22 protein-coding genes are annotated in these 19,784 nt (G+C 28.8%); 11 read left to right on the top strand and 11 right to left on the bottom strand.

The genetic code is table 11. From position 1 onward, the window contains the following. Positions 1-8 precede the first annotated feature (8 nt). The 3 genes from L8X28_RS00310 to L8X28_RS00300 are packed head-to-tail and all read left to right on the top strand — an operon-like array spanning position 9 to position 1,907. Positions 9-1,061, top strand: coding sequence for a DHH family phosphoesterase (locus tag L8X28_RS00310; protein ID WP_263665196.1), 1,053 nt, complete (start codon positions 9-11; stop codon positions 1,059-1,061). Further along, positions 1,045-1,281, top strand: coding sequence for a hypothetical protein (locus L8X28_RS00305; RefSeq protein ID WP_257942438.1), 237 nt, complete (start codon positions 1,045-1,047; stop codon positions 1,279-1,281). Before L8X28_RS00310 ends, L8X28_RS00305 begins: the two co-directional genes overlap by 17 nt. Further along, positions 1,278-1,907 (top strand): hypothetical protein, encoded by a 630-nt coding sequence (locus L8X28_RS00300; protein ID WP_263665195.1) that lies wholly within the window; start codon positions 1,278-1,280, stop codon positions 1,905-1,907. Before L8X28_RS00305 ends, L8X28_RS00300 begins: the two co-directional genes overlap by 4 nt. On the opposite strand, the gene L8X28_RS00295 is transcribed toward L8X28_RS00300, so the two are convergent. Continuing rightward, positions 1,896-2,027, bottom strand: coding sequence for a hypothetical protein (locus L8X28_RS00295; RefSeq protein WP_256374638.1), 132 nt, complete (start codon positions 2,025-2,027; stop codon positions 1,896-1,898). The genes L8X28_RS00300 and L8X28_RS00295 overlap by 12 nt on opposite strands. A gap of 240 nt (positions 2,028-2,267) precedes the next feature. Between L8X28_RS00295 and L8X28_RS00290 the strand changes: the two genes are divergently transcribed. Genes L8X28_RS00290 through dnaK form a run of 3 tightly spaced genes read left to right on the top strand, consistent with a single transcriptional unit; the run spans position 2,268 to position 5,441 of the window. Beyond that, positions 2,268-3,050: an HrcA family transcriptional regulator gene (locus L8X28_RS00290; RefSeq protein WP_133318800.1), complete on the top strand. Its 783-nt coding sequence runs from the start codon at positions 2,268-2,270 to the stop codon at positions 3,048-3,050. Beyond that, complete coding sequence (grpE, locus tag L8X28_RS00285) at positions 3,047-3,556, top strand: nucleotide exchange factor GrpE (RefSeq protein ID WP_114640401.1); 510 nt, start codon at positions 3,047-3,049, stop codon at positions 3,554-3,556. The genes L8X28_RS00290 and grpE overlap by 4 nt, the downstream gene beginning before the upstream one ends. A 22-nt stretch (positions 3,557-3,578) precedes the next feature. After that, the gene (gene dnaK / locus L8X28_RS00280) at positions 3,579-5,441 is read left to right on the top strand and encodes a molecular chaperone DnaK (RefSeq protein ID WP_263659097.1); all 1,863 of its coding nucleotides are present in this window, start codon (positions 3,579-3,581) and stop codon (positions 5,439-5,441) included. 31 nt (positions 5,442-5,472) lie between these two features. Here the strand turns inward: dnaK and L8X28_RS00275 are convergent, their stop codons facing one another. Genes L8X28_RS00275 through L8X28_RS00265 form a run of 3 tightly spaced genes read right to left on the bottom strand, consistent with a single transcriptional unit; the run spans position 5,473 to position 7,536 of the window. Then, on the bottom strand, positions 5,473-6,126 hold the full coding sequence (locus L8X28_RS00275; RefSeq protein WP_258107532.1) for a DNA/RNA non-specific endonuclease: 654 nt from the start codon (positions 6,124-6,126) through the stop codon (positions 5,473-5,475). After that, complete coding sequence (locus L8X28_RS00270) at positions 6,123-6,566, bottom strand: GatB/YqeY domain-containing protein (RefSeq protein ID WP_263665194.1); 444 nt, start codon at positions 6,564-6,566, stop codon at positions 6,123-6,125. The genes L8X28_RS00275 and L8X28_RS00270 overlap by 4 nt, the downstream gene beginning before the upstream one ends. A gap of 10 nt (positions 6,567-6,576) precedes the next feature. Then, entirely contained in the window at positions 6,577-7,536 is a 960-nt protein-coding gene (locus L8X28_RS00265) for a Ppx/GppA family phosphatase (protein WP_263665193.1), read from the bottom strand. Positions 7,537-7,591: 55 nt separating this feature from the next. Here L8X28_RS00265 and L8X28_RS00260 point away from each other — a divergent pair, with 55 nt between their 5' ends. Genes L8X28_RS00260 through L8X28_RS00250 form a run of 3 tightly spaced genes read left to right on the top strand, consistent with a single transcriptional unit; the run spans position 7,592 to position 11,020 of the window. After that, on the top strand, positions 7,592-8,359 hold the full coding sequence (locus tag L8X28_RS00260) for a pyridoxine 5'-phosphate synthase (protein WP_263665192.1): 768 nt from the start codon (positions 7,592-7,594) through the stop codon (positions 8,357-8,359). Further along, positions 8,356-9,456, top strand: coding sequence for a 4-hydroxythreonine-4-phosphate dehydrogenase (pdxA, locus tag L8X28_RS00255; RefSeq protein WP_263665191.1), 1,101 nt, complete (start codon positions 8,356-8,358; stop codon positions 9,454-9,456). The genes L8X28_RS00260 and pdxA overlap by 4 nt, the downstream gene beginning before the upstream one ends. Before the next feature lie 43 nt (positions 9,457-9,499). After that, positions 9,500-11,020 carry an inorganic phosphate transporter gene (locus L8X28_RS00250; protein WP_263665190.1) on the top strand — a complete coding sequence of 507 codons (1,521 nt, stop codon included), beginning with the start codon at positions 9,500-9,502 and terminating at the stop codon, positions 11,018-11,020. Here the strand turns inward: L8X28_RS00250 and mnmH are convergent. Genes mnmH through L8X28_RS00215 form a run of 7 tightly spaced genes read right to left on the bottom strand, consistent with a single transcriptional unit; the run spans position 11,015 to position 16,268 of the window. Beyond that, positions 11,015-11,998, bottom strand: coding sequence for a tRNA 2-selenouridine(34) synthase MnmH (gene mnmH / locus L8X28_RS00245; protein ID WP_263659103.1), 984 nt, complete (start codon positions 11,996-11,998; stop codon positions 11,015-11,017). The genes L8X28_RS00250 and mnmH overlap by 6 nt on opposite strands. Next, complete coding sequence (locus L8X28_RS00240) at positions 11,991-12,479, bottom strand: HIT family protein (protein WP_263661799.1); 489 nt, start codon at positions 12,477-12,479, stop codon at positions 11,991-11,993. The genes mnmH and L8X28_RS00240 overlap by 8 nt, the downstream gene beginning before the upstream one ends. Then, positions 12,479-13,081: an indole-3-glycerol-phosphate synthase TrpC gene (locus L8X28_RS00235; RefSeq protein WP_133318809.1), complete on the bottom strand. Its 603-nt coding sequence runs from the start codon at positions 13,079-13,081 to the stop codon at positions 12,479-12,481. The genes L8X28_RS00240 and L8X28_RS00235 overlap by 1 nt, the downstream gene beginning before the upstream one ends. Beyond that, positions 13,066-14,301: a tetratricopeptide repeat protein gene (locus L8X28_RS00230; protein ID WP_220567118.1), complete on the bottom strand. Its 1,236-nt coding sequence runs from the start codon at positions 14,299-14,301 to the stop codon at positions 13,066-13,068. The genes L8X28_RS00235 and L8X28_RS00230 overlap by 16 nt, the downstream gene beginning before the upstream one ends. Continuing rightward, positions 14,277-14,648 (bottom strand): YkgJ family cysteine cluster protein, encoded by a 372-nt coding sequence (locus L8X28_RS00225; RefSeq protein WP_263665189.1) that lies wholly within the window; start codon positions 14,646-14,648, stop codon positions 14,277-14,279. The genes L8X28_RS00230 and L8X28_RS00225 overlap by 25 nt, the downstream gene beginning before the upstream one ends. After that, on the bottom strand, positions 14,638-15,330 hold the full coding sequence (locus L8X28_RS00220) for a tRNA1(Val) (adenine(37)-N6)-methyltransferase (protein WP_263665188.1): 693 nt from the start codon (positions 15,328-15,330) through the stop codon (positions 14,638-14,640). The genes L8X28_RS00225 and L8X28_RS00220 overlap by 11 nt, the downstream gene beginning before the upstream one ends. After that, positions 15,324-16,268 carry an NAD(P)-binding domain-containing protein gene (locus tag L8X28_RS00215; RefSeq protein WP_263661794.1) on the bottom strand — a complete coding sequence of 315 codons (945 nt, stop codon included), beginning with the start codon at positions 16,266-16,268 and terminating at the stop codon, positions 15,324-15,326. The genes L8X28_RS00220 and L8X28_RS00215 overlap by 7 nt, the downstream gene beginning before the upstream one ends. A 251-nt stretch (positions 16,269-16,519) precedes the next feature. Between L8X28_RS00215 and L8X28_RS00210 the strand changes: the two genes are divergently transcribed. Further along, positions 16,520-17,770, top strand: a complete 1,251-nt coding sequence (locus L8X28_RS00210; protein WP_220567114.1) for an MFS transporter — start codon at positions 16,520-16,522, stop codon at positions 17,768-17,770. Continuing rightward, positions 17,767-19,776 (top strand): CocE/NonD family hydrolase, encoded by a 2,010-nt coding sequence (locus L8X28_RS00205; protein WP_263665187.1) that lies wholly within the window; start codon positions 17,767-17,769, stop codon positions 19,774-19,776. Before L8X28_RS00210 ends, L8X28_RS00205 begins: the two co-directional genes overlap by 4 nt. Positions 19,777-19,784 lie beyond the last annotated feature (8 nt).

Below are 19,784 nucleotides of genomic sequence, written 5' to 3'. Positions count from 1 at the left end.
GGAAAAATATGAAAATTTATCATCTTTCACATACGGATTTAGATGGCTATGCTTGTCAGTATGTGCTAGATTTTTATTTTAAGAATTGTTATTTTTATAATTCTAATTATGGTAAAGAGATTAATGAAAATTTTAATGTGATTTTTAAAAATATAGAGGAAGATTTAAAGCAAAATCCTAATGAAGAATTTGTGATTTTAATCACGGATTTAAATTTAACATTAAGTCAATGTGAAGATTTTCAAAAAGCCATAGAAGGCAAAAAAATCAAACTTTTACTTTTAGATCATCATCAAAGTGGCTTAGAATTTATGCAAAAATATCCTTGGTATTTTTTAGATGATAAAAGATGTGCTACTAAGATTGTTTATGATTTTTTTAGTAAATGTTATGGTGAAAATAAGGCTTTGTCAGAATTTGTGGATGTTGTAAATGCAGTAGATATTTGGTTGAGTGAAGATGAGAATTTTGAACTTGGAAAAGTACTACTTGGTATGGTTTCTGGAGCAAAAGAAATCAATAGGGTAATGTTTGCACAAGAAAATATCAAATATCTTTTTTATCTTTTTGATGTTTGTAGAAAATACATTCATCAAAAAAATGCTCATATTAATTTAGATGATGATTTGCATGGCTTAAAAAAATCTTTTTTTAAAAAAGAAAATGATGATACTTTAAGCAATTTAATTTCAAAATTTGTGGTAGAAAGACTAAGTGTAAATAAAGAAAAATTTAGTGTATTTTATAAAGGAAGTAAAGGTTTATTAACTTCAAATATAGGCAATACTTCCGTAATTGGAAATGATTTTTTAATGCAAAATCCTGATTTTGATTTTTTTGTTGATCTTAGTTCGAGAAAAACCTTAAGTTTTAGAGCAAATAATAAAATCGATGTGAGTTTGATGGCTAAAAGTTTGGTCAATGGGGGAGGGCATAAAAATGCTAGCGGTGGATTGTTTGCTGCGTATAAAGATAGCTCTAACTATGATTTCATAAAAGCACAATTTGTAGATTTAATTAAAAGCAAAGAATTAAAGGAAAATAATGAAAACAAATCATGATTTTAAAGAAGAAATAGAAAATTTACAATATGAATTAAGCATAGTTTTAGAAGCAATGCTCTTGTTTGCTGGGGTAAAAAGAGTAAAATTAGAAAAAGCAATTGGAGTTTATATTGATTGTATTGATGAAGTTTGTCAAAATACCCAAAAAGAGGGAGTTGATGAGATCTTAGAAGTAGTAGAGTACTTAAAAATTCATCATAAAGATTTATTTGAATGAAAAATTTATTATTGCTTTTTATAGGAATTTTTTCTTATGCAAATATCTATGAAGATTTAAGTGATTTTGCTTATAATAAACAAAACACGCTAAATTTAAGCTCTAGTCAAGCTTTATTTTTAGAATACAAACAAAACAAACAAGCTTGTGTGGATATAGTACTTGCTAAAGATAAGGCTTTCGTGGTTAAATTTTATCCACTGTGTGAAAATTTAAACGAAAAAAATCTAAATGAATACTTAAATACGCAATTTATAAGTTTATACACTAAAGATTTATCAAAACTAAGAAAAGAAATTGCTGATATTAAAAATATTATGCGCGATTTTATGATTTATTATACCTTACATCAATCTTTTGCAAATGAAATTAAGAAAATGAGTAAAAATGATAAATTACAAGCGTATGAACTAGATGAGAAGAAAGGTGGAAAAATTCTCTACAAGGTCAATAATCAAGCTTGTGTAATTTTTGATTTATATTTAGATGAAAATCTGCAAGCTAGTATGCAAGTAAGTGGAATGGAAAATTTGGATAAAACTTGTATGGAGTTAATCTCATCCCCTGATTTTAAAGACTTATCTTTCACAAAAGAGGGTATGAGAAAATATAAATTAAAAAACTAATCTAAAAAATCTTAAATAATATAACTTTAAAATTCTACTTAAAGCCATTTTTTTTCTTTCTATATTGGAAAACACATAAGCTTCAAGATCTTGCTTTTCTCTTAAAGTAAGATTTTTCATTATTATAAACCTTTTAAAAAATATTGCTAGACGCAATTATATTATCTTTTCTTTTAAAAAAACTGAAAAATAAGTTTTTATATATTATATATAAATGGCTAAACAAACTTTAGTTATATAGACTAAATAATTTTAAATATTTTTATTTAAAAATAACTTGACATTATTATACTAAAGTTGTATAATTATCTTGTCACTTAAAAACATTGAGTGCTAAAATAAAAAATTTAAGGTTTTATAGTGAAGTCTTATAGTAAAAAAGATTTAATTTTAAAAACTATCATTGAAACCTATCTAGAGGATAATAACCCTGTGGGTTCTAATGAGTTAAATCATAAAGTTAGCATACCTGCTTCTACTATAAGAGTTTATTTTAAAAAATTAAGTGATGAAGGTGTATTAACGCAACTTCATATTAGCAGTGGTCGCATACCAACTTTTAGTGCTATGAAGGCTTATTGGTATGAGCAACTTTGCGAAGATGAGATTGTGATTAACGATCTTGCATTGTTGGAGTTTTTGCTTGATAAGTTTGAAATTTATACCTTAGTTTATGGTGGCGATGAGCTTATTTTGCAAGATATTACCAAGGTTAATGATAAATTTATCATACTTGATTTTGGACAAAATGAGTTGGTTTTAAGATTTAGCCAAGATAGTCTGGTTTTCTTACAAAGACTTATAGGGCTTGATCTAAAAAGTATTGAAAATTTAGCTTTTAGAGTTGAGTTTAAAGAGTTATTGGAAAAAATAACTATGCTAAAAGAAGCTATGGTTTATTATAGATATAATGAGAGTAAAGCTTATCAAATTTATCAAAATGATGAATTTGCTAAGCTTTTATCTCCTCAAATTGGATTTTATTTTAACGATAAATTGCAATTTGATCCTTTATTTGAAGAGGGTTTTATGGGATTAAAGCTTAAGAGTACATTTTTAGGCAAAGAATCTAATGTGGTTTTTGCTGGTAGTGTGTATTCTGATTTTAAAACAATGTTAAATATTATAAAGGAGGCTGCGTGAGCGAAGAAAAGCAAAATGAGCAAATGCAAGAAGAAGCAGTGGAAAATTCAGAAAATCAAAACAATGAATTAGAAAAACTTCAAGCAGAGTATAATGAGTTAAAAGATACTTATTTAAGAGCAAATGCTGAATTTGAAAATATCAAAAAAAGAATGGAAAAAGAAAAAATTTCAGCAACAATTTATGCAAATGAAAGTTTTGCTAAAGATTTGCTTGATGTAGTTGATGCATTAGAGGCGGCTATTAATGTAGAAGCTAATGATGAATTAAGTTTGAAAATAAAAGAAGGGGTTCAAAACACTTTAGACTTGCTTTTGAAAAAACTTGAAAAACATATGGTTAAAGCAATAGAAGCAAATGGTGAGTTTGATCCAAATTTACATGAAGCGATGTTTCATGTTGAAAGCGCCGATCATGAAAGTAATCATATTGTCCAACTTTTACAAAAGGGCTATATGATGAATGATAGAGTAATTAGATCAGCAAAAGTTAGTGTTGCAAAATAAAATTTAATAAAAAGGATAAAAAATGGCAAAAGTTATAGGTATAGATTTAGGTACAACAAATTCTTGTGTGAGTGTATATGAAAGAGGCGAGAGTAAAGTTATCCCAAATAAAGAAGGTAAAAACACTACTCCTTCAGTAGTTGCTTTTACAGATAAGGGAGAAGTTTTAGTTGGAGATAGCGCTAAGCGTCAAGCTGTGACTAATCCTGAAAAAACTATTTATTCTATAAAAAGAATTATGGGTTTGATGATCAATGAAGAAGCAGCAAAAGAAGCTAAAAATCGCTTACCTTATCATATCACAGAGAGAAATGGGGCTTGTGCGATTGAAATAGCAGGTAAAATTTATACTCCACAAGAAATTTCAGCAAAAGTTTTAATGAAATTAAAAGAAGATGCAGAAGCTTTCTTGGGTGAAAAAGTAGAAGATGCAGTTATTACTGTTCCTGCATATTTTAATGATGCACAAAGAAAAGCTACAAAAGAAGCAGGACAAATTGCAGGGTTGAATGTATTAAGAATTATCAACGAACCAACTGCAGCAGCTTTAGCTTACGGACTTGATAAAAAAGAAAGTGAAAAAATTGTAGTTTATGATTTAGGTGGTGGTACATTTGATGTTACTGTGCTTGAAACAGGTGATAATGTTGTAGAAGTTTTAGCAACAGGCGGTAATGCATTTTTAGGCGGTGATGATTTTGATAATAAATTAATCGACTTTTTAGCAAATGAGTTTAAAGATGAAACAGGTATTGATCTTAAAAACGATGTAATGGCTTTACAAAGATTAAAAGAAGCAGCTGAAAATGCTAAAAAAGAATTAAGTTCAGCTAATGAAACTAATATTAATTTACCATTTATCACAGCTGATGCAAGTGGCCCAAAACACTTAACTAAGACTCTAACAAGAGCTAAATTTGAAAGTATGATTGATGGTTTAGTTGCTGAAACTATTAGCAAAATTAATGAAGTAGTAAAAGATGCAGGGCTTGATAAAAGTGAAGTAAAAGAAATTGTTATGGTGGGTGGTTCTACTCGTGTTCCACTAGTACAAGAAGAAGTTAAAAAAGCCTTTGGAAAAGAGCTTAATAAATCAGTAAATCCTGATGAAGTTGTTGCAATAGGTGCGGCAATTCAAGGTGCGGTTATTAAAGGTGATGTTAAAGATGTATTATTGCTTGATGTTACTCCGCTTTCTTTAGGTATTGAAACTTTAGGTGGTGTGATGACTAAAATCATCGAAAAAGGTACAACTATACCAACTAAAAAAGAGCAAGTTTTCTCAACTGCTGAAGATAATCAAAGCGCAGTTACTATCAATGTTTTACAAGGTGAGAGAGAATTTAGCCGTGATAATAAATCTTTAGGAAATTTCAATCTTGAAGGAATTCCACCAGCACCTCGTGGTATGCCACAAATTGAAGTAACTTTTGATATTGATGCAAATGGTATTTTAACAGTTAGTGCAAAAGATAAAGCTACAGGTAAGGCTCAAGAGATTAAAATCACAGGTTCAAGTGGATTAAGTGAAGAAGAAATCAATAATATGGTAAAAGATGCAGAGCTTCACAAAGAAGAAGATAGAAAACGCAAAGAAGCAGTGGAAGCTAGAAATGCTGCTGATAGCTTAGTACATCAAGTAGAAAAATCTTTAAGTGAGCTTGGAGATAAAGTAAGCGATGATGATAAAGCAAATATTCAAAAAGCTTTAGATGAGTTAAAAGAGACATTGAAAAATGCTAATGCTTCTAAAGAAGAAATCGAAGGTAAAATGAAAGCTTTAAGTGAAGTTTCTCATAAATTAGCAGAAAATATGTATAAAAAAGAAGAACCAAACGCTCAAAAGAAAAAAGACGATGATGTAATCGATGCTGAAGTTGAGTAAAAACTAAACTAGAAGCCTTGTTGCTTCTAGTTTAATCAATATATTTTTTACAATCTTCCTTAAAATAATTTCTATCAAATCTTGCAAAATTATCATTATTTGGCACTTTATAACATTCGCTGAAATTTTTAGCCTTAAGAATTTTGATATAAAAACTAGGAATGGCTATGTTGTTTTTAATGCGTTTTGGCTTATCATCATAAAGTACTAAATTTAAGACTTCTAATTCTTTATTTTTCTTTGCTAAATATCTTTCTCTTTGTTCGATTTCATTCCAAATTTCTGCATTAATATCTTTTTTTTGCGGAGTGATATTGCTCATTAAAAAAGTGCTAAGTTGGGCTTGTGGGGTTGCATTCATGGATTGATTTGGCACGACATGTCCTCTTGTATAACCACTTCTTAGATAATCCTCCCAATAAGTTCTATACTTTTTAGGAATATTGGTATCATCTTTAAATTTTGGGCGTTTTTTGATGTGTCCTTGATTTAAAATTTTAGCTTCTAGTTTATAAGCAATTGCTTTAGTACCTTTATAATTATAATCATAACAATTAATATAATAATATTTATCCATTAATAAAGAGCAGTCTTTAAAATAAGCTTTAAAGCTAGGATGTAATTCATATTGAGTATAAGCAAAAGAGCTTAAAGCTAAGGCGCAAAGTGTTAAAACTTTTTTCATGCTAAAAACTTTCTTACCATTTCATTAAGTCTTTTACCATCAACGCTCGCGCCAAAAGCTACTTTAGCTTCTTTCATCAAAATACTTTGTTCTTTTAAAGAGCTAATTTGTAGTTTTTCTATAAGTTTTTTTAGCTCACTTTCTAATTCCTCATCGTTAAGTTGTTTTGGTAAATAAGCACTTAAAATAGCTACTTCTTGGAGTTCCTTTTGTGCTAAATCTTCTCTAGAACCTTTGCTAAAAGCAAGTGCAGCTTCATTTCGTTTTTTAATCTCACTCGCAATGATTTTGTATATTCTTTCATCATTAAGTGTGATTCTCTCATCAACTTCTATTTGTTTAAAGCTAGCATTAAGCGTTCTTAAAGTATTTCTTTTAAAATCATCTTTATTACGCATAGCTTCTTTAATGTCTTCTAAAATTTGATCTTTTAAACTCATTTTTTCTCCTTTAAAATTTGATATTTTTAAAATGTGCTATACACACACCTTCTCTAACACCATCATCAATCACAATGAGCTTTTGCTTATTAAATAAAGCAAAAAGTATCATTGAGCCTGCTATGAGGTATTTTTTTCTATTTTCTCCAAGATAAATTTTAGCTTTTTCTTGTTCTAAATTCCAAATTTTTAATGCAAAATCAAAAAAATCTTTGCGTTTGAGTATTTTACCATTTACACTTTCTTCTAGGTAGTCTTTGTATTTTATGTTTTGTTTATAAGCACAAAGTGTGGTAGGTACTCCTGAATTTAGTATGAAAAAATTTCCTTTTAATTTTATATCTTTACTAAGATTAAAAGCTTTTAAGGCAAGTTGCTTTAAATGCGCAGGGTAGGGGCTTAGATGAATTTTTAATTTTTCATCTTTAATACGCACAAGATTTTGTGGATATTTTTTAAAAAATCTTACATAAACACTTGGTTTTATGGCTTTAAAATGCATTCTTTCATAAAAACTAATGATTCCAAAATCATAACTTTTGCTAAACTTATCATTTGAAATTTCACAAGAAGCACCGCCCAAATCACAATAACTTAAGTCTTTTCTAAAAAGTTTAAGAGCTTTAAGACGCTCTTGCATACCTAAAACGCTTAGTTTTGCTTCGGTTTTTGCATCGATTAATTTTATATCAAGTTTAAATTCTTTTTGAATTTTTTCAAAAATAAGCTTAGTATTTTTTGCTTTTCTAAAAGCAGCTGTGGCGACCGCTTTAGCTTGACTTAAGTTATAATTTTTTTCTTCTAAGATTTTCAAAGCGCTAAAAATTCTTTCTATAGCTTCATCGCTAATGGTGTCATTTTGCATATTTTTAGCTGCTCCTATGATAAATTCTTCGCTTTTTAATTTATTAAAATTCTCATCCATCAAAACAGCTCTTAATGTATTTGAACCCATATCAATACCTAGCACTAGCTCTCCTTAAAAAATTTAAAGTATAATAGCAAAAAACTTATAAGGAAAACTTATGCTTTTAGGGGTTAATATCGATCATATAGCAGTTTTAAGAGAAGCTAGAAAAGTAAATGATCCTGATTTGCTTGAAGCTGCGTTTTTGAGTGCAAATTTAGCTGATCAAATCACTATCCATGTAAGAGAAGATCGTCGTCATGCTAATGAGTTTGATTTAGAAAATATCTTAAAATACTGCAAGTGTGTAGTGAATTTAGAATGCTCTATTGATATGATAGAATATGCTTTAAAATACAAACCCTCGCGCGTTACTTTAGTACCTGAAAAAAGACAAGAGCTTACAACAGAAGGTGGTTTAAATTTAGACAATGAAAAATTACAAGAAGCCATTAATGCTTTAAAACAAGAGCAAATCGAAGTTTCTTTATTTATTGATCCAAATTTAGAAGATATTAATAAATCATCTTCTTTAAATGCTGATTTTATAGAGCTTCATACAGGATTGTATGCTAATATTTATAATGCATTATATACCAATATCAATCAAACTTCCTATGCATTGCCTGAATTAATTTTAAGTAAAAATGAACTCAAAAAGCTTTTAGAAAATGAACTCCAAAGATTAAAACAAAGTGCGAGTTTGGCTAAGGGTTTAAAATTAAGAGTGGCAGCTGGTCATGGGCTTAATTATAAAAATGTAAAAAATATTGTGGATATTTTAGAAATAGAAGAGTTAAATATAGGTCAAAGCATAGTAGCAAGATCGGTTTTTGTAGGCTTAGAAAAAGCTATATTGCAAATGAAAGCTTTGATTAAAAGATGAAAAAAATTGCTATTAGCATAGGAGATTTAAATGGTATAGGTATGCAAATTTTATTATCTTGTCATGATGAGCTAGTAAAAATTTGTGAGCCATATTATTTTGTGCATTATGAATTATTTCAAAAAGCAAGTAAGCTTTTGAAAATAAATCCTAAATCTAAAATCAATTTAGTTGAAATTTCTAATGCTTCAAAACCACATTTTGCCTTTAAAGAAGAAAAAGAAAATTTTTTAATTTATGAGTTTTCATATCAAGCTAGTAAAATTATTGATTTTGATTTTGAGTTAAATCCTGCAAATTTAGACGCTAAAAGTGGAGCTTATTCTTTTTTAAGTTTTGAAGGAGCTAGTTATTGCACGCATTTATTTTTAGATGCTTTAGTAACTTTACCGATTAATAAAAAAACTTGGCAAATGGCAGGAGTGAGCTATAAAGGTCATACTGAAGCACTAAGAAATTTTTTCAAACAAGATGCTATTATGATGTTAGGGTGTGATGAGCTTTTTGTGGCTTTATATACTGAGCATATGCCTTTAAGAGATGTTTATAAAGAAATTAAGGCTTTTGAACTTGCGAAATTTTTAATTAATTTTTATCAATGCACTTTATTTGAAAAAATTGGAGTTTTGGGTTTTAATCCTCATGCAAGTGATAATGGCGTAATAGGCGGAGAAGAAGAGCAGGAAATAAAAAAAGCTATAAGAATAGCAAATGTATTTTTAAAAGATCATGCATTAAATTTACAAAATTTAGAAAATGAATATTTTTTAAGTCAAAAAGAAAAAGAGTTTTCTTATAAGGAAAATATTTTTTTAAGTGAGCCTTTAGTGGCCGATAGTGCTTTTACTCCTTTTGCATTAAGTAAATGCAAGTATTTAGTCAGTATGTATCATGATTTAGCTTTAGCACCTTTAAAAGCTTTGTATTTTGATAAAAGTATTAATGCGAGTTTAAATTTACCCATAATTCGAACTAGTGTTGATCATGGAACAGCTTATGATAGGGCTTATAAAAATGAAAAAATAAACTTACAAAGTTATATGCAAGCAGTAAAATCTGCTTTACAATTTTTACAAATCAAAGAAAAAAATAAGTAAAAGTTACTAAAATATTCTTAAAATAATTTCTTAAGGAGAATGCTTGAGTAAAGACAATACCATTGCATTTTTTATTTTTATTGTAAGCGTTTTGTGTTTTTTTGTTTGGGGTTATAATTATATTCCTAATAATTCCATGATATTATTTATTCTTGCTAGTGTATTTGGAATTTTTATGGCCTTTAATGTTGGCGGTAATGATGTTGCAAATTCATTTGGCACTAGCGTGGGAGCTAAGACAGTTACTATTAAGCAAGCTTTAATTATTGCAGCAGTATTTGAATTAAGTGGAGCTGTGTTTGCAGGTGGGGAAGTAACTAATACTATAAGAAGTGGTATAGTAGTTTTACCAGATAGTATTGATCCTATGGTGTTTGTATGTGTTATGCTTTCAGCTTTGCTAAGTTCAGGTATTTGGTTATTTATAGCAACAAAAAAAGGACTTCCAGTTTCTACTACTCATAGCATTATAGGTGGTATTGTAGGTTCAAGTATAGCTATGGGGTTTGTATTTTTTGATCAAGACCAAGCTTTTTCTATGGTAAATTGGAATGGTATTTATAAAATAGCTATGAGTTGGGTTATTTCTCCTTTACTTGGTGGACTTGTGGCGTATTTAATTTATGCTTATATTTATAAAAAAATACTTCAACCTTCGGCTTTGATTAATATGCAAATAAAAGAAATTAAAAAAGAAAAAAAAGAGTTTAAAGAAAATTTTTTTATCAATTTAAAAAACAAAAGTCAAGAAGAGCAAATTAAAGAATTAAGTGCCATTGTTTTAGATGATGATGAAAAAAGAAGTGAATATAAGTTAAAAATTAAAGAATTAAAAGAAAAAGAAAAAAATATAGATGTTTTTTCTAAAATGAAATTTCATGTTCCTTTGGTTGCAGGGATAGCTGCTTTAATAATAGCGTCAATGTTTTTATTTAAAGGTTTAAATAAAGTTTCTACTTTAGATATGGTGCAGAATTTATGGATAGTTTCTATTATTTCTATTTTTGCTTATATAGTTACTTTGGCTGTTGTAAGATTGATGAAAAAAACTGAAGTAAATAAAACTATAGAAAAGATTTTTTCGTGGTTTCAAATTTTTACTGCTTCTAGTTTTGCTTTTTCGCATGGAGCTAATGATATAGCTAATGCTCTTGGACCATTTGCTGCGATTTTAGATGTGCTTAAAAATAATACCATTAATCCAAGTTCGCCAGTGCCATTTGCTGTAATGCTTATGTTTGGTATAGCTTTGGTTATTGGACTTTGGTTTTTAGGTAAAGAAGTTATTCAAACTGTTGGTTCAAAACTAGCAGAAATTAAGCCAACAACAGGCTTTAGTGCTGAACTTGGTGCAAGTATTGTTATACTTTTAGCAACTCAACTTGGAATTCCAGTTAGCTCAACCCATATTTTAATCGGCGCTATTTTGGGTATAGGGGTGTTTAATAAAGATGCTAAATGGGGTATGATGAAACCTATTGGTTTAGCTTGGGTTATTACTTTACCAGTTGCTGGAATTCTTTCAAGTATTATTTTTGTAATTTTTGTAAATATAATCTTATGAGTTTAAACTCATAAGATATTTTTTAGCTTCATTTAAATTAGAGCTATTTATAAAATAATCAATTTTTGCAGGTTTTTTATATACTTTATCATAATATTCAAAAAGCATTTTTACACAAAGTTCTAAATTATTTTCTTCATAATTTTTACAAAGTCTTAATTTAAAATCCTTGCTGATATAAGGTGATATTTTTTCAACGCATTGATAAAATACTTTTTTATCCATTGGAGTATAGTTTTTTAAAACTCTTTGAATGCGTAAATTTATATCACACTCGCACCAAATTTTCTTAGCTTTTTGCATACTATTGTATAAATTTAGTGGGATAGTTAAATTTCCAATTTGTCTGCTTTCAGCTTCTATAAAACAAGTTTTGTGAGTATAATCTTTTAAAAAATAAAACAACTTATCTTCAAAGGCTTTTTGGCTTGGTTGTTCTCCATAAATTTTACCAAAACTTGATCCTTGGTGGTTAGCTAGTTTTTCTAAATTTAAAGCATTATTTAAAGTTTCGATTAAATCACTTTTACCGCTTGCTGTATTACCACAAAGACATAAAAACTCAATATTTAAATCTTTCCTAAAAAACTCACTCACATAACTTCTATAGGCCTTGTATCCACCTTCTAATCTTACAACTCTATAACCAAGTTCAGCCAAGATTAAAGCAATAGCTTTTGATCTTTTACCACCTCTTGCACAATAAATTCCCACCAAAGAACCTATTTTATAATTTTGATAAAGTTTATTAATATGTTCACTCATATTTTTACAAATATAACTTGCACCTTTTGCTTTAGCTAAGCCTTTATTTTTCTTATAAAGTGTGCCTATTTCTTCAAATTCATTATCATTTAATGCATAGTAATTTTGCGCAGATTTTATATGAGCAAGTTTGTATTCTTTGGGACTTCTTACATCAATTAAAAGATCAAAATTAAATTTTAAAAAATTTTCAAAATCAACTTCTTTATACATAGTCTTTAAAAGCTTTGCATAAGGTGGTATAAACTTTTTCCAAATCACTCCCACAAACTCTAGTTTGTCCTATGGTAGTGATAAAATTTGTATCCCCTTGCCATCTTGGGATTAAATGATAATGACAATGCGGCGCTATGCCAGCTCCTGCTGCACTACCTAAATTCATACCTATATTAACACCCTTAGCATGAAAGTTTTCTTTTAAAATTTTAACTCCAATACGCACAAAATGGCTAATTTCTAGCCATGTATCATTATTTAAATCTTCTATATTTTCTAAATGCTCATAAGGGATAATCATGAAATGACCCGGACTATAAGGGTATTTATTCATAATGCCAAAACATTCTTTAGCTCTAAAAATTACCCCAAGTTTTTCATCTTCATTGAGTTCATACTTACAATGACAAAAAGGGCAAAAATTTTTATCTTTATTATTAAAATAAACATCCCTCCAAGGTGCGTATAAATACTCCATCAACTCTCCTTTATGCAAGCATGCAGATTTTTGATATTTTTACTTATAAGAGCTTTATTTTTTGGTATCAAAGGTAATAGCTTTTCATCTTCTAATAAAAAAATTCTAGCTCCTGCTAAAATAGCATTATTAAGATCGCTTTTGCTTTCAATATAAAAAATGGCCTCTAAGCCAAGATGTATTGCAAAATTATAAAGTTTTTTTAGTTGCATAGTTTTTAGCATTTTAGGAAATACAATAAACGCATCAGCTCCATATACCAAGCTTTCTAAAATTTGATATTCATCAAAAATAAAGTCAAATTGAACAATGGGTTTTTCATGATAGCGTCTAAAAAGACTTAAATTTTGTATGTCTTGATTAAGCAAAGGACTTGTTGGTAAAACGATAGCATCAAAATTTTCATGATTAAAATTTAAATCTTTGGAGTATAAAAAATGCGAAAGTTTTCTTTCAAGCAAAAGTGTGTAAATATCTTTAGGATAAAAAGCATTAGAAGCTAGGCTTCTGCCTAGCATATCATAAGGAAAAATTTCTTTTTTATTTTCTAGAATTTTTTGTGTTTTTGAAAAATGATCTTTTAAATCTATTGTTTTAAACATTTTTCAATGGCCTTTAAGTGATCTTTGCTTTCTTGGGAATTTGCAAATTCTTTATCGTGGAATGTTTTTTGTAAAATTTCATAAGCTTTTTTGCAATTTTTAAGTTTATAATAGCCCCAAGCTAAAGAGTCTAGGTAGTAAAGATTTTGTGGTTCTTGTTCAAGTGCCCAGCCTACTAATTCTATGCCTTTTGCAATATCAATATCATATTCGATTAAGGCATAGCCATAGTAGTTTTGATATAAAGCATCGCTACGCACATCTACACTTTGTTCAAATTTTTTCATAATAGAAGCTAGAATTTTTGGATCCGTGATTTTTTTACTTTTAGAATCCATATAAATTTCAAATTCTAAAACCCCTGCCATAGAAAGGTATTTTTTATCTTTGCTAAGTTCATAATGTTTTAAAGCTATTTCGTAAGCTTTTTTATAATTTTTTGTTTGTGTATATAAGAAAATTTTAGTATCAGGATCTATGTTGTATTGTTGGACTAAATTTAGAGCTTGTTTATAATTTTTTTCTTGCACTAGTAATTCTATCATAGCATATATATATTTAATATCATTGTTGAGTTTATATAGTTTTTCAAGGGTTTGAATGCTTGCCTTATTGTTTTTTTGCTCTTGATAAATTTTTAAAAGTAGGGTGCATGTTTTAAGAGTGCATTGTGAATTTTTTACAAATTCTTCTAAAGCTTTTTTAGCTTGATCGATATTTTTATTTTTTATATTAATTTCAACTATTTTAAGTAATAAATTTTCATGTTCAAAAAGCTTATAAGCAAGATTGTATTGCTCTAAAGCTTTGGTGTATAAAGCTTTTTTAGCAAAAATATCACCTAGTATTTCATAGTTTCTATAATCTTGCTCTTCTTTAATGAGTTTATAAAGTATAGTTTCGGCTTGTTTATAATCTCCTATTTCAAAAAAATGCAAAGCATTTAATCTTGCAATAGCTGTATGATTTAAAAATTCTTTAGAGGCTTTTAAAAGTTCATCTTTTTGTTTTAAGTTAGCACCCAAAGCTAAAAGCAATGCTTTTTGTAAATAGATACTTTCATTATTTTCATGAAATAAATTTGTATAAATATCACATGCTTTTTGAAACTGTCCATGTTCTTCATAAATGAGTGCTTGTAAGATTTTATCTTCGCTTTTAGCCAAAGCAAGGTTTGTTAGGATAAAAACGATAATTAGTGAAAGCAAACCCCTATACATTCCTCTTTTAACTCCTCTTTGTGTGTTTTAAAATACTCCCAAAATGGAAAAGTTTTACATTGTTTTGGTCTATGCTTGTAAATTAAACATTTTTTATACATTGTATCAAAAAAAATACAACGATAGCCATTTTCATGCTTTACTTCTTTAAAACTATATTTAAATCCAACTTTGATAAGGTATTGTTCTTTAAAGGCTTCAAAGCTTAAATTTAAAAAAGCAGCAATAGCTTCTAGCTCTTCTTTGCTAGCATAGATATATCCACTTTCTCCAGTGCAGCATTTTCCACCGCATATTTTACAAGCATTTTCATCAAAAGAATAATCAAAGTCTTTTTCACATATCATAGCTTATAGTTCCTGTATTTTCATAAATTTCACTAATTTTTGGATTTAAAACATTATTTTCATACATAAAAAGCGTAGGCATTATCACACAAGAGCTTTTACTATTTTTTTTAATATGCATTAAAACAAGCCTTGCATTAGTTTGTGTATTGGTGTGAATGCATTGAAGAGAAACTAGCTTTAATTTAAATTGCTTTAAAGAAGCACAAATTTCATCTAAAAAACTTGCCTCATAGCACATAAAAAAACTACCATTTGGCTTGATTAAAGTATTTATTTTAGCAAACATCTTCTCAAGCGGCATAAATTCTTGATATCTTGATATACATAAATGCAAATCTTGGCTTTTTTGTGTATTTTTTTTATAAAATGGAGGATTAGAGATCAAAAAATCAAATTTTATATCACTTTTATAGTTTAAAAAGTCTTCGCAAATGCTTTGAATTTTAAGTTTATTTTCTTTAGCATTTTTATAACTTAGTTTGATATTTTGCTCTTGAATATCTAGTAGATAAACTTTTGAATTTGGAAATTTTTGCTTTACTAAAAGTCCTAAAATTCCACATCCACATCCTATATCAAGGATATTTCCTTTTAAGTTATTTTTAGATAAAAAGTCAAAAAGTAAAAGGCTATCATTATTATAACGATAGCCTTTTGAATATTGAAAGAGTTTTAGCATTTATAAAGATGATCGCAGATTTTAAATGAATCATTTAAACCCACTACAATAGAAGCTCCGTTTTTACTCGCTATATCACCTGCGATAAATAATCCTTTTACATTGCTTTCTTTATTTTCATCAAAGCTTGGCACACCTTTTTCATCAACTTCTATAGAGCATTTTTGTAAGAAATCAAGCGGGGTTGAACCACCAATAGCATAAATAATGCGATCATAAATTTCACTTGTATTGTTAGTGAAATTTACTTTAGCTTTACCATTTTCATCTTCAATACCAGTTATATCTATGCCGAGTTTTGCTTTTACACTGCCTTGCTCAAAAGCTTTTTGAATATCTTCAAGATTAATATCATTTAATCTTGAGAAAGTTTCTCTTCTATAGCAAAGTGTAACATCGTTATTTTTAGCTAAATCTATAGCGTATTCTGCTGCTGAATTTCCACCGCCTACAACTAAGATTTTTTCATCTTGGCTTGTTGAATTTGCATTAAAATTGATGATTTTAGTTAAAGTTATAGGTAAAGTATAGTTTGGTTTATTTGGCTTACCCATTCTACCTATGGCAATAACTGCATTTTTACAAATATAATTTTCATTTGCAGTGCTAACTATGAAATTTTCTCCATCTTTTTTAACACTTTCAACTTCACTAGAAAGCTTTACTTCAAGATTATGCTCTTTAATGGCATTTTGGAAAGTTTCTATTGTGCTTTCTCTAGTTCCATCTTCAAAATTTATATGCCCGTGATTTGTGCTATCACAACCTTTATAAGCTTTGTCTACTCTTTTGCCTTCTTTGTAAAATTTTACTAAGGTTTGACAAATCGCATCAGCTTTTTCTAAAACAATAACTTCTTTATTTTTTATTTTAGCTTCTACTCCCGCTGCAATACCTGCAGGGCCAGCACCAATAACTACCATATCAAAAATTTTCATTATTTCCCTTTTTTAATTTTTAGTTTATGTAAATGTATCAAAAAAACAATAATAAAAAATAAAAAACAGAAATTATTTTTATTTTGTAAATAAATTTTTTATGCTTATAAATTATTAAATTAATAAAATTTTATAATAAAGTAGATTAAAATGTGTAAAAAATATATTATTATAATATTTTTTGCATAAAATCACTTATATAAAAGCAAAAAAACATAAAAATTATATATAGTATGCAAAAGGAGTTTTTGATGGGACAAAATACAGGACAAAGTTTAAAAAATAATTTTTTAACATTATTGTTATTATCCTTTTGCGGATCTATTATTTATGGTTTGCCTTATTTTAGAAAGTATTATTATGATGATTATATGAGTCTTTATCATTTAAATAATTTTGAAATGGGGCTTTTGGGTAGTGCTTATGGATTGCTTGGTTTGTTTTCTTATGCTTTAGGAGGTTATTTAGCAGATCGTTTTGCACCAAAAAAATTATTGATTTTTTCTTTAATTGCTACAGGACTTGGTGGTTTATTGCATTTATATTTTACTTCTTTAAATGCACTTTTGATTATTTATGGAATTTGGGGGATTACTTCATTATTAACTTTTTGGCCTTCTTTGATGAAAATAGTAAGGAGTTTAGCAAATTCTAAAGAACAAGCAAGGGCTTATGGAATTTTTGAAGGCGGTAGAGGAGTTGTTGGTGCTGCACATTTGGCTATAGCTACGAGTATTTTTGGATATTTTCAAACAAAAGCCTTGGCCGCACAAGGTATAGAAATGGTTATTGTGTTTTATTCTATAGCTCCTATTGCAAGTGCTATTTTATTGTTTTTTCTTTTGAAAGATGATATTAATGAGCAAAGTGAGAAGATTAAAATCAAAGACTTGGTTTTTCTTTTGAAAAATTCTGCTCTTTGGCTTGTGGTTGCTATTACTTTTTGTACATATTTTTTTAACATGAGTTTTTATTATTTTACTCCTTATGCAAGCAATGTTATAGGAACTTCTGCTGTTTTTGCAGCTATTTTAACGGTATTGGCTCAATATATTCGTCCGGTTTCTTCTGTAGTGGGTGGATTTATAGCAGATGGATATGGAAAAGCTAAAATAATGATGATAGGCTTTATTTTAATGGGAATTGGTGTTATTTTTTTAATGCTTAGTTCAAAATTAAATGGATTTTTACAAATGAGTGTTTTAACTTCTGCTTGTGTCATAATTTATATAGCTATGTATTCTAATTTTGGAATTTATTATTCTTTACTTAGTGAGGGAAAAATTCCTATACATTTAGCGGGTATGGCTATAGGTATTGTATCTACTTTTGGGTATTTGCCTGAAGTTTTTGCACCATTACTTGCTGGAGATTTATTAGATAGATACCCAGGTGTAAAAGGTTTTCATATATATTTTACCATCATGATAGTTATGGCTATTTTGGGTGTAATGTTTTGTTTGATTTGGATTAAAAAATACAATAAAAAGGAGATGAAATGAAGGAAATTGTTTTTAACTTTAAAAACAAGGTTAGAGTAATAGAAAATGAATGGATAGTTTTAAAAGATGGCACTAAGCTTTCATCACGAATTTGGCTTCCTCAAGTAAAAGAAAAAGTTCCTGCTATATTGGAATACATTCCTTATAGAAAAAATGATGGAACAAGGGGCAGAGATGAGCCTATGCACGGATATTTTAGTGGTAATGGCTATGCGGTTGTTAGGGTTGATATTAGAGGAAGTGGGGAATCTGATGGTTTATTAGAAGATGAATATTTAAAACAAGAACAAGATGATGCCTTAGAAGTCATTGAGTGGATTGCAAAGCAAGAATGGTGTGATGGGAATATTGGTATGATGGGTAAATCTTGGGGTGGCTTTAATTCTTTACAAGTTGCAGCAAGAAGACCTAAAAATTTAAAAGCAATTATAGTAGTAGGTTTTACTGATGATAGGTTTAATGAGGATATTCATTATAAAGGCGGATGTTTGCTTAATGATAATTTTTGGTGGGGTAATATCATGCTTGCATATCAATCACGCTTTGTTGATCCAAAAATTGATCCAAATGGTAGAAAAAAATGGCTCAATAGGCTTGAGAATATGCCTTTATGGCCCACATTATGGCTTGAGCATACTTTAAAAGATGATTATTGGAAGCATGGATCTGTTGGGGAAAATTATGATGATATACAAGTCCCTGTTTTTGCATTAGATGGATGGGCTGATTCTTATACTAATCCTGTTTTTACTCTAATGAATGGTTTGAAAGTTCCAAAAAAAGCTATCGTTGGTCCTTGGGCTCATGTTTATCCTCATGATGGCTTACCTTTGCCTGCAATGGGTTTTTTACAAGAAGCACTTAAATGGTGGGATAAATGGCTTAAAAATGAAGAAAACGATGTGCTTGAAGCTCCTATGATACAAGCATATATTGAAAATAGCTCTAAGCCAAATTCAAAAACAGAGAAAGTAGAAGGTCGTTTTGTTGCTTTAAATGATTTTAAAAATGATATTAGCTATAAAAGATACTATTTAAATCCGCATAAATTAACATGTAAAAAATCAAGTGAATTTATCAAAATTAACACTCCATTAAATCATGGGCTTTTATCAGGAGAGTGGATGGGAGCTGGTGTTTTAGGAGAAAGTCCTAGCGATCAAAGGTTAGATGATGGGATGGCAGTTGTTTTTGAAAGTGATTTTTTAGAACAAGATTTAGATGTCTTAGGCTTTCCTATGTTAAATGTAAAAATTGCAAGCGATCAAGAAAAAGCTATGCTTTTTGCTCAACTTAGTGAAGTTAGAGCTGATGGTTTTGTAAAAAGAGTAAGTTATGGAGTAATCAATCTTGCATTAAGTGATAATAAAGAGCAATTTATACCTTTAAAAAAAGATGAATTTATCCAAAAGCAAATCAAACTTGATGCTTGTGGATATAGATTTGCCAAGGGTTCTAAGATAAGATTATCATTAGCAAATTCTTTTTGGCCTATGTTTTGGCCTATGCCAAAAATTTCAACCTCGACTTTAGATTTAAATGAGTGTGAATTTAATTTACCATGTTTTAATGGTCAAGATAGCGATAAAATCAATATGCAAGCACAAAGTGCTTCTTTAACTCCAATAACACTTTTAGAAGAAGGTAGGGTAGATAGAAGCATTTCTTATGATATTTTAAACGATACTTGGACTTGTATTACAGATGGTGTTGGTGGAGTTTTTGGAGAAGGTGTTTATAGATTTGATGAGGTTGATGTTTTAGTAAAGCATAATTTAAAAAGAGAATTAAAACTTCAAAATGAAAACCCATTAAGTGCAGAATATACCATTACTCAAACAATGCAAATAGGACGCGAGGGTTGTATGATGGAGGCGGATATAATCTTAACACAAACTAGCGATTTGGAGTATTTTTATATTAAGGGAAAATTAGTAGTTAAGGAAAATAATAAGCTTGTTTTTGATAAAAAATATGATTGTAAAACTAAAAGAAATAGTTTATAAAATTTCCC

The organism is Campylobacter sp. CNRCH_2016_0050h (assembly GCF_025772605.1).
Lineage (GTDB): Bacteria > Campylobacterota > Campylobacteria > Campylobacterales > Campylobacteraceae > Campylobacter_D > Campylobacter_D lari_D.
This window is presented reverse-complemented; position numbering and strand designations above follow the sequence as displayed.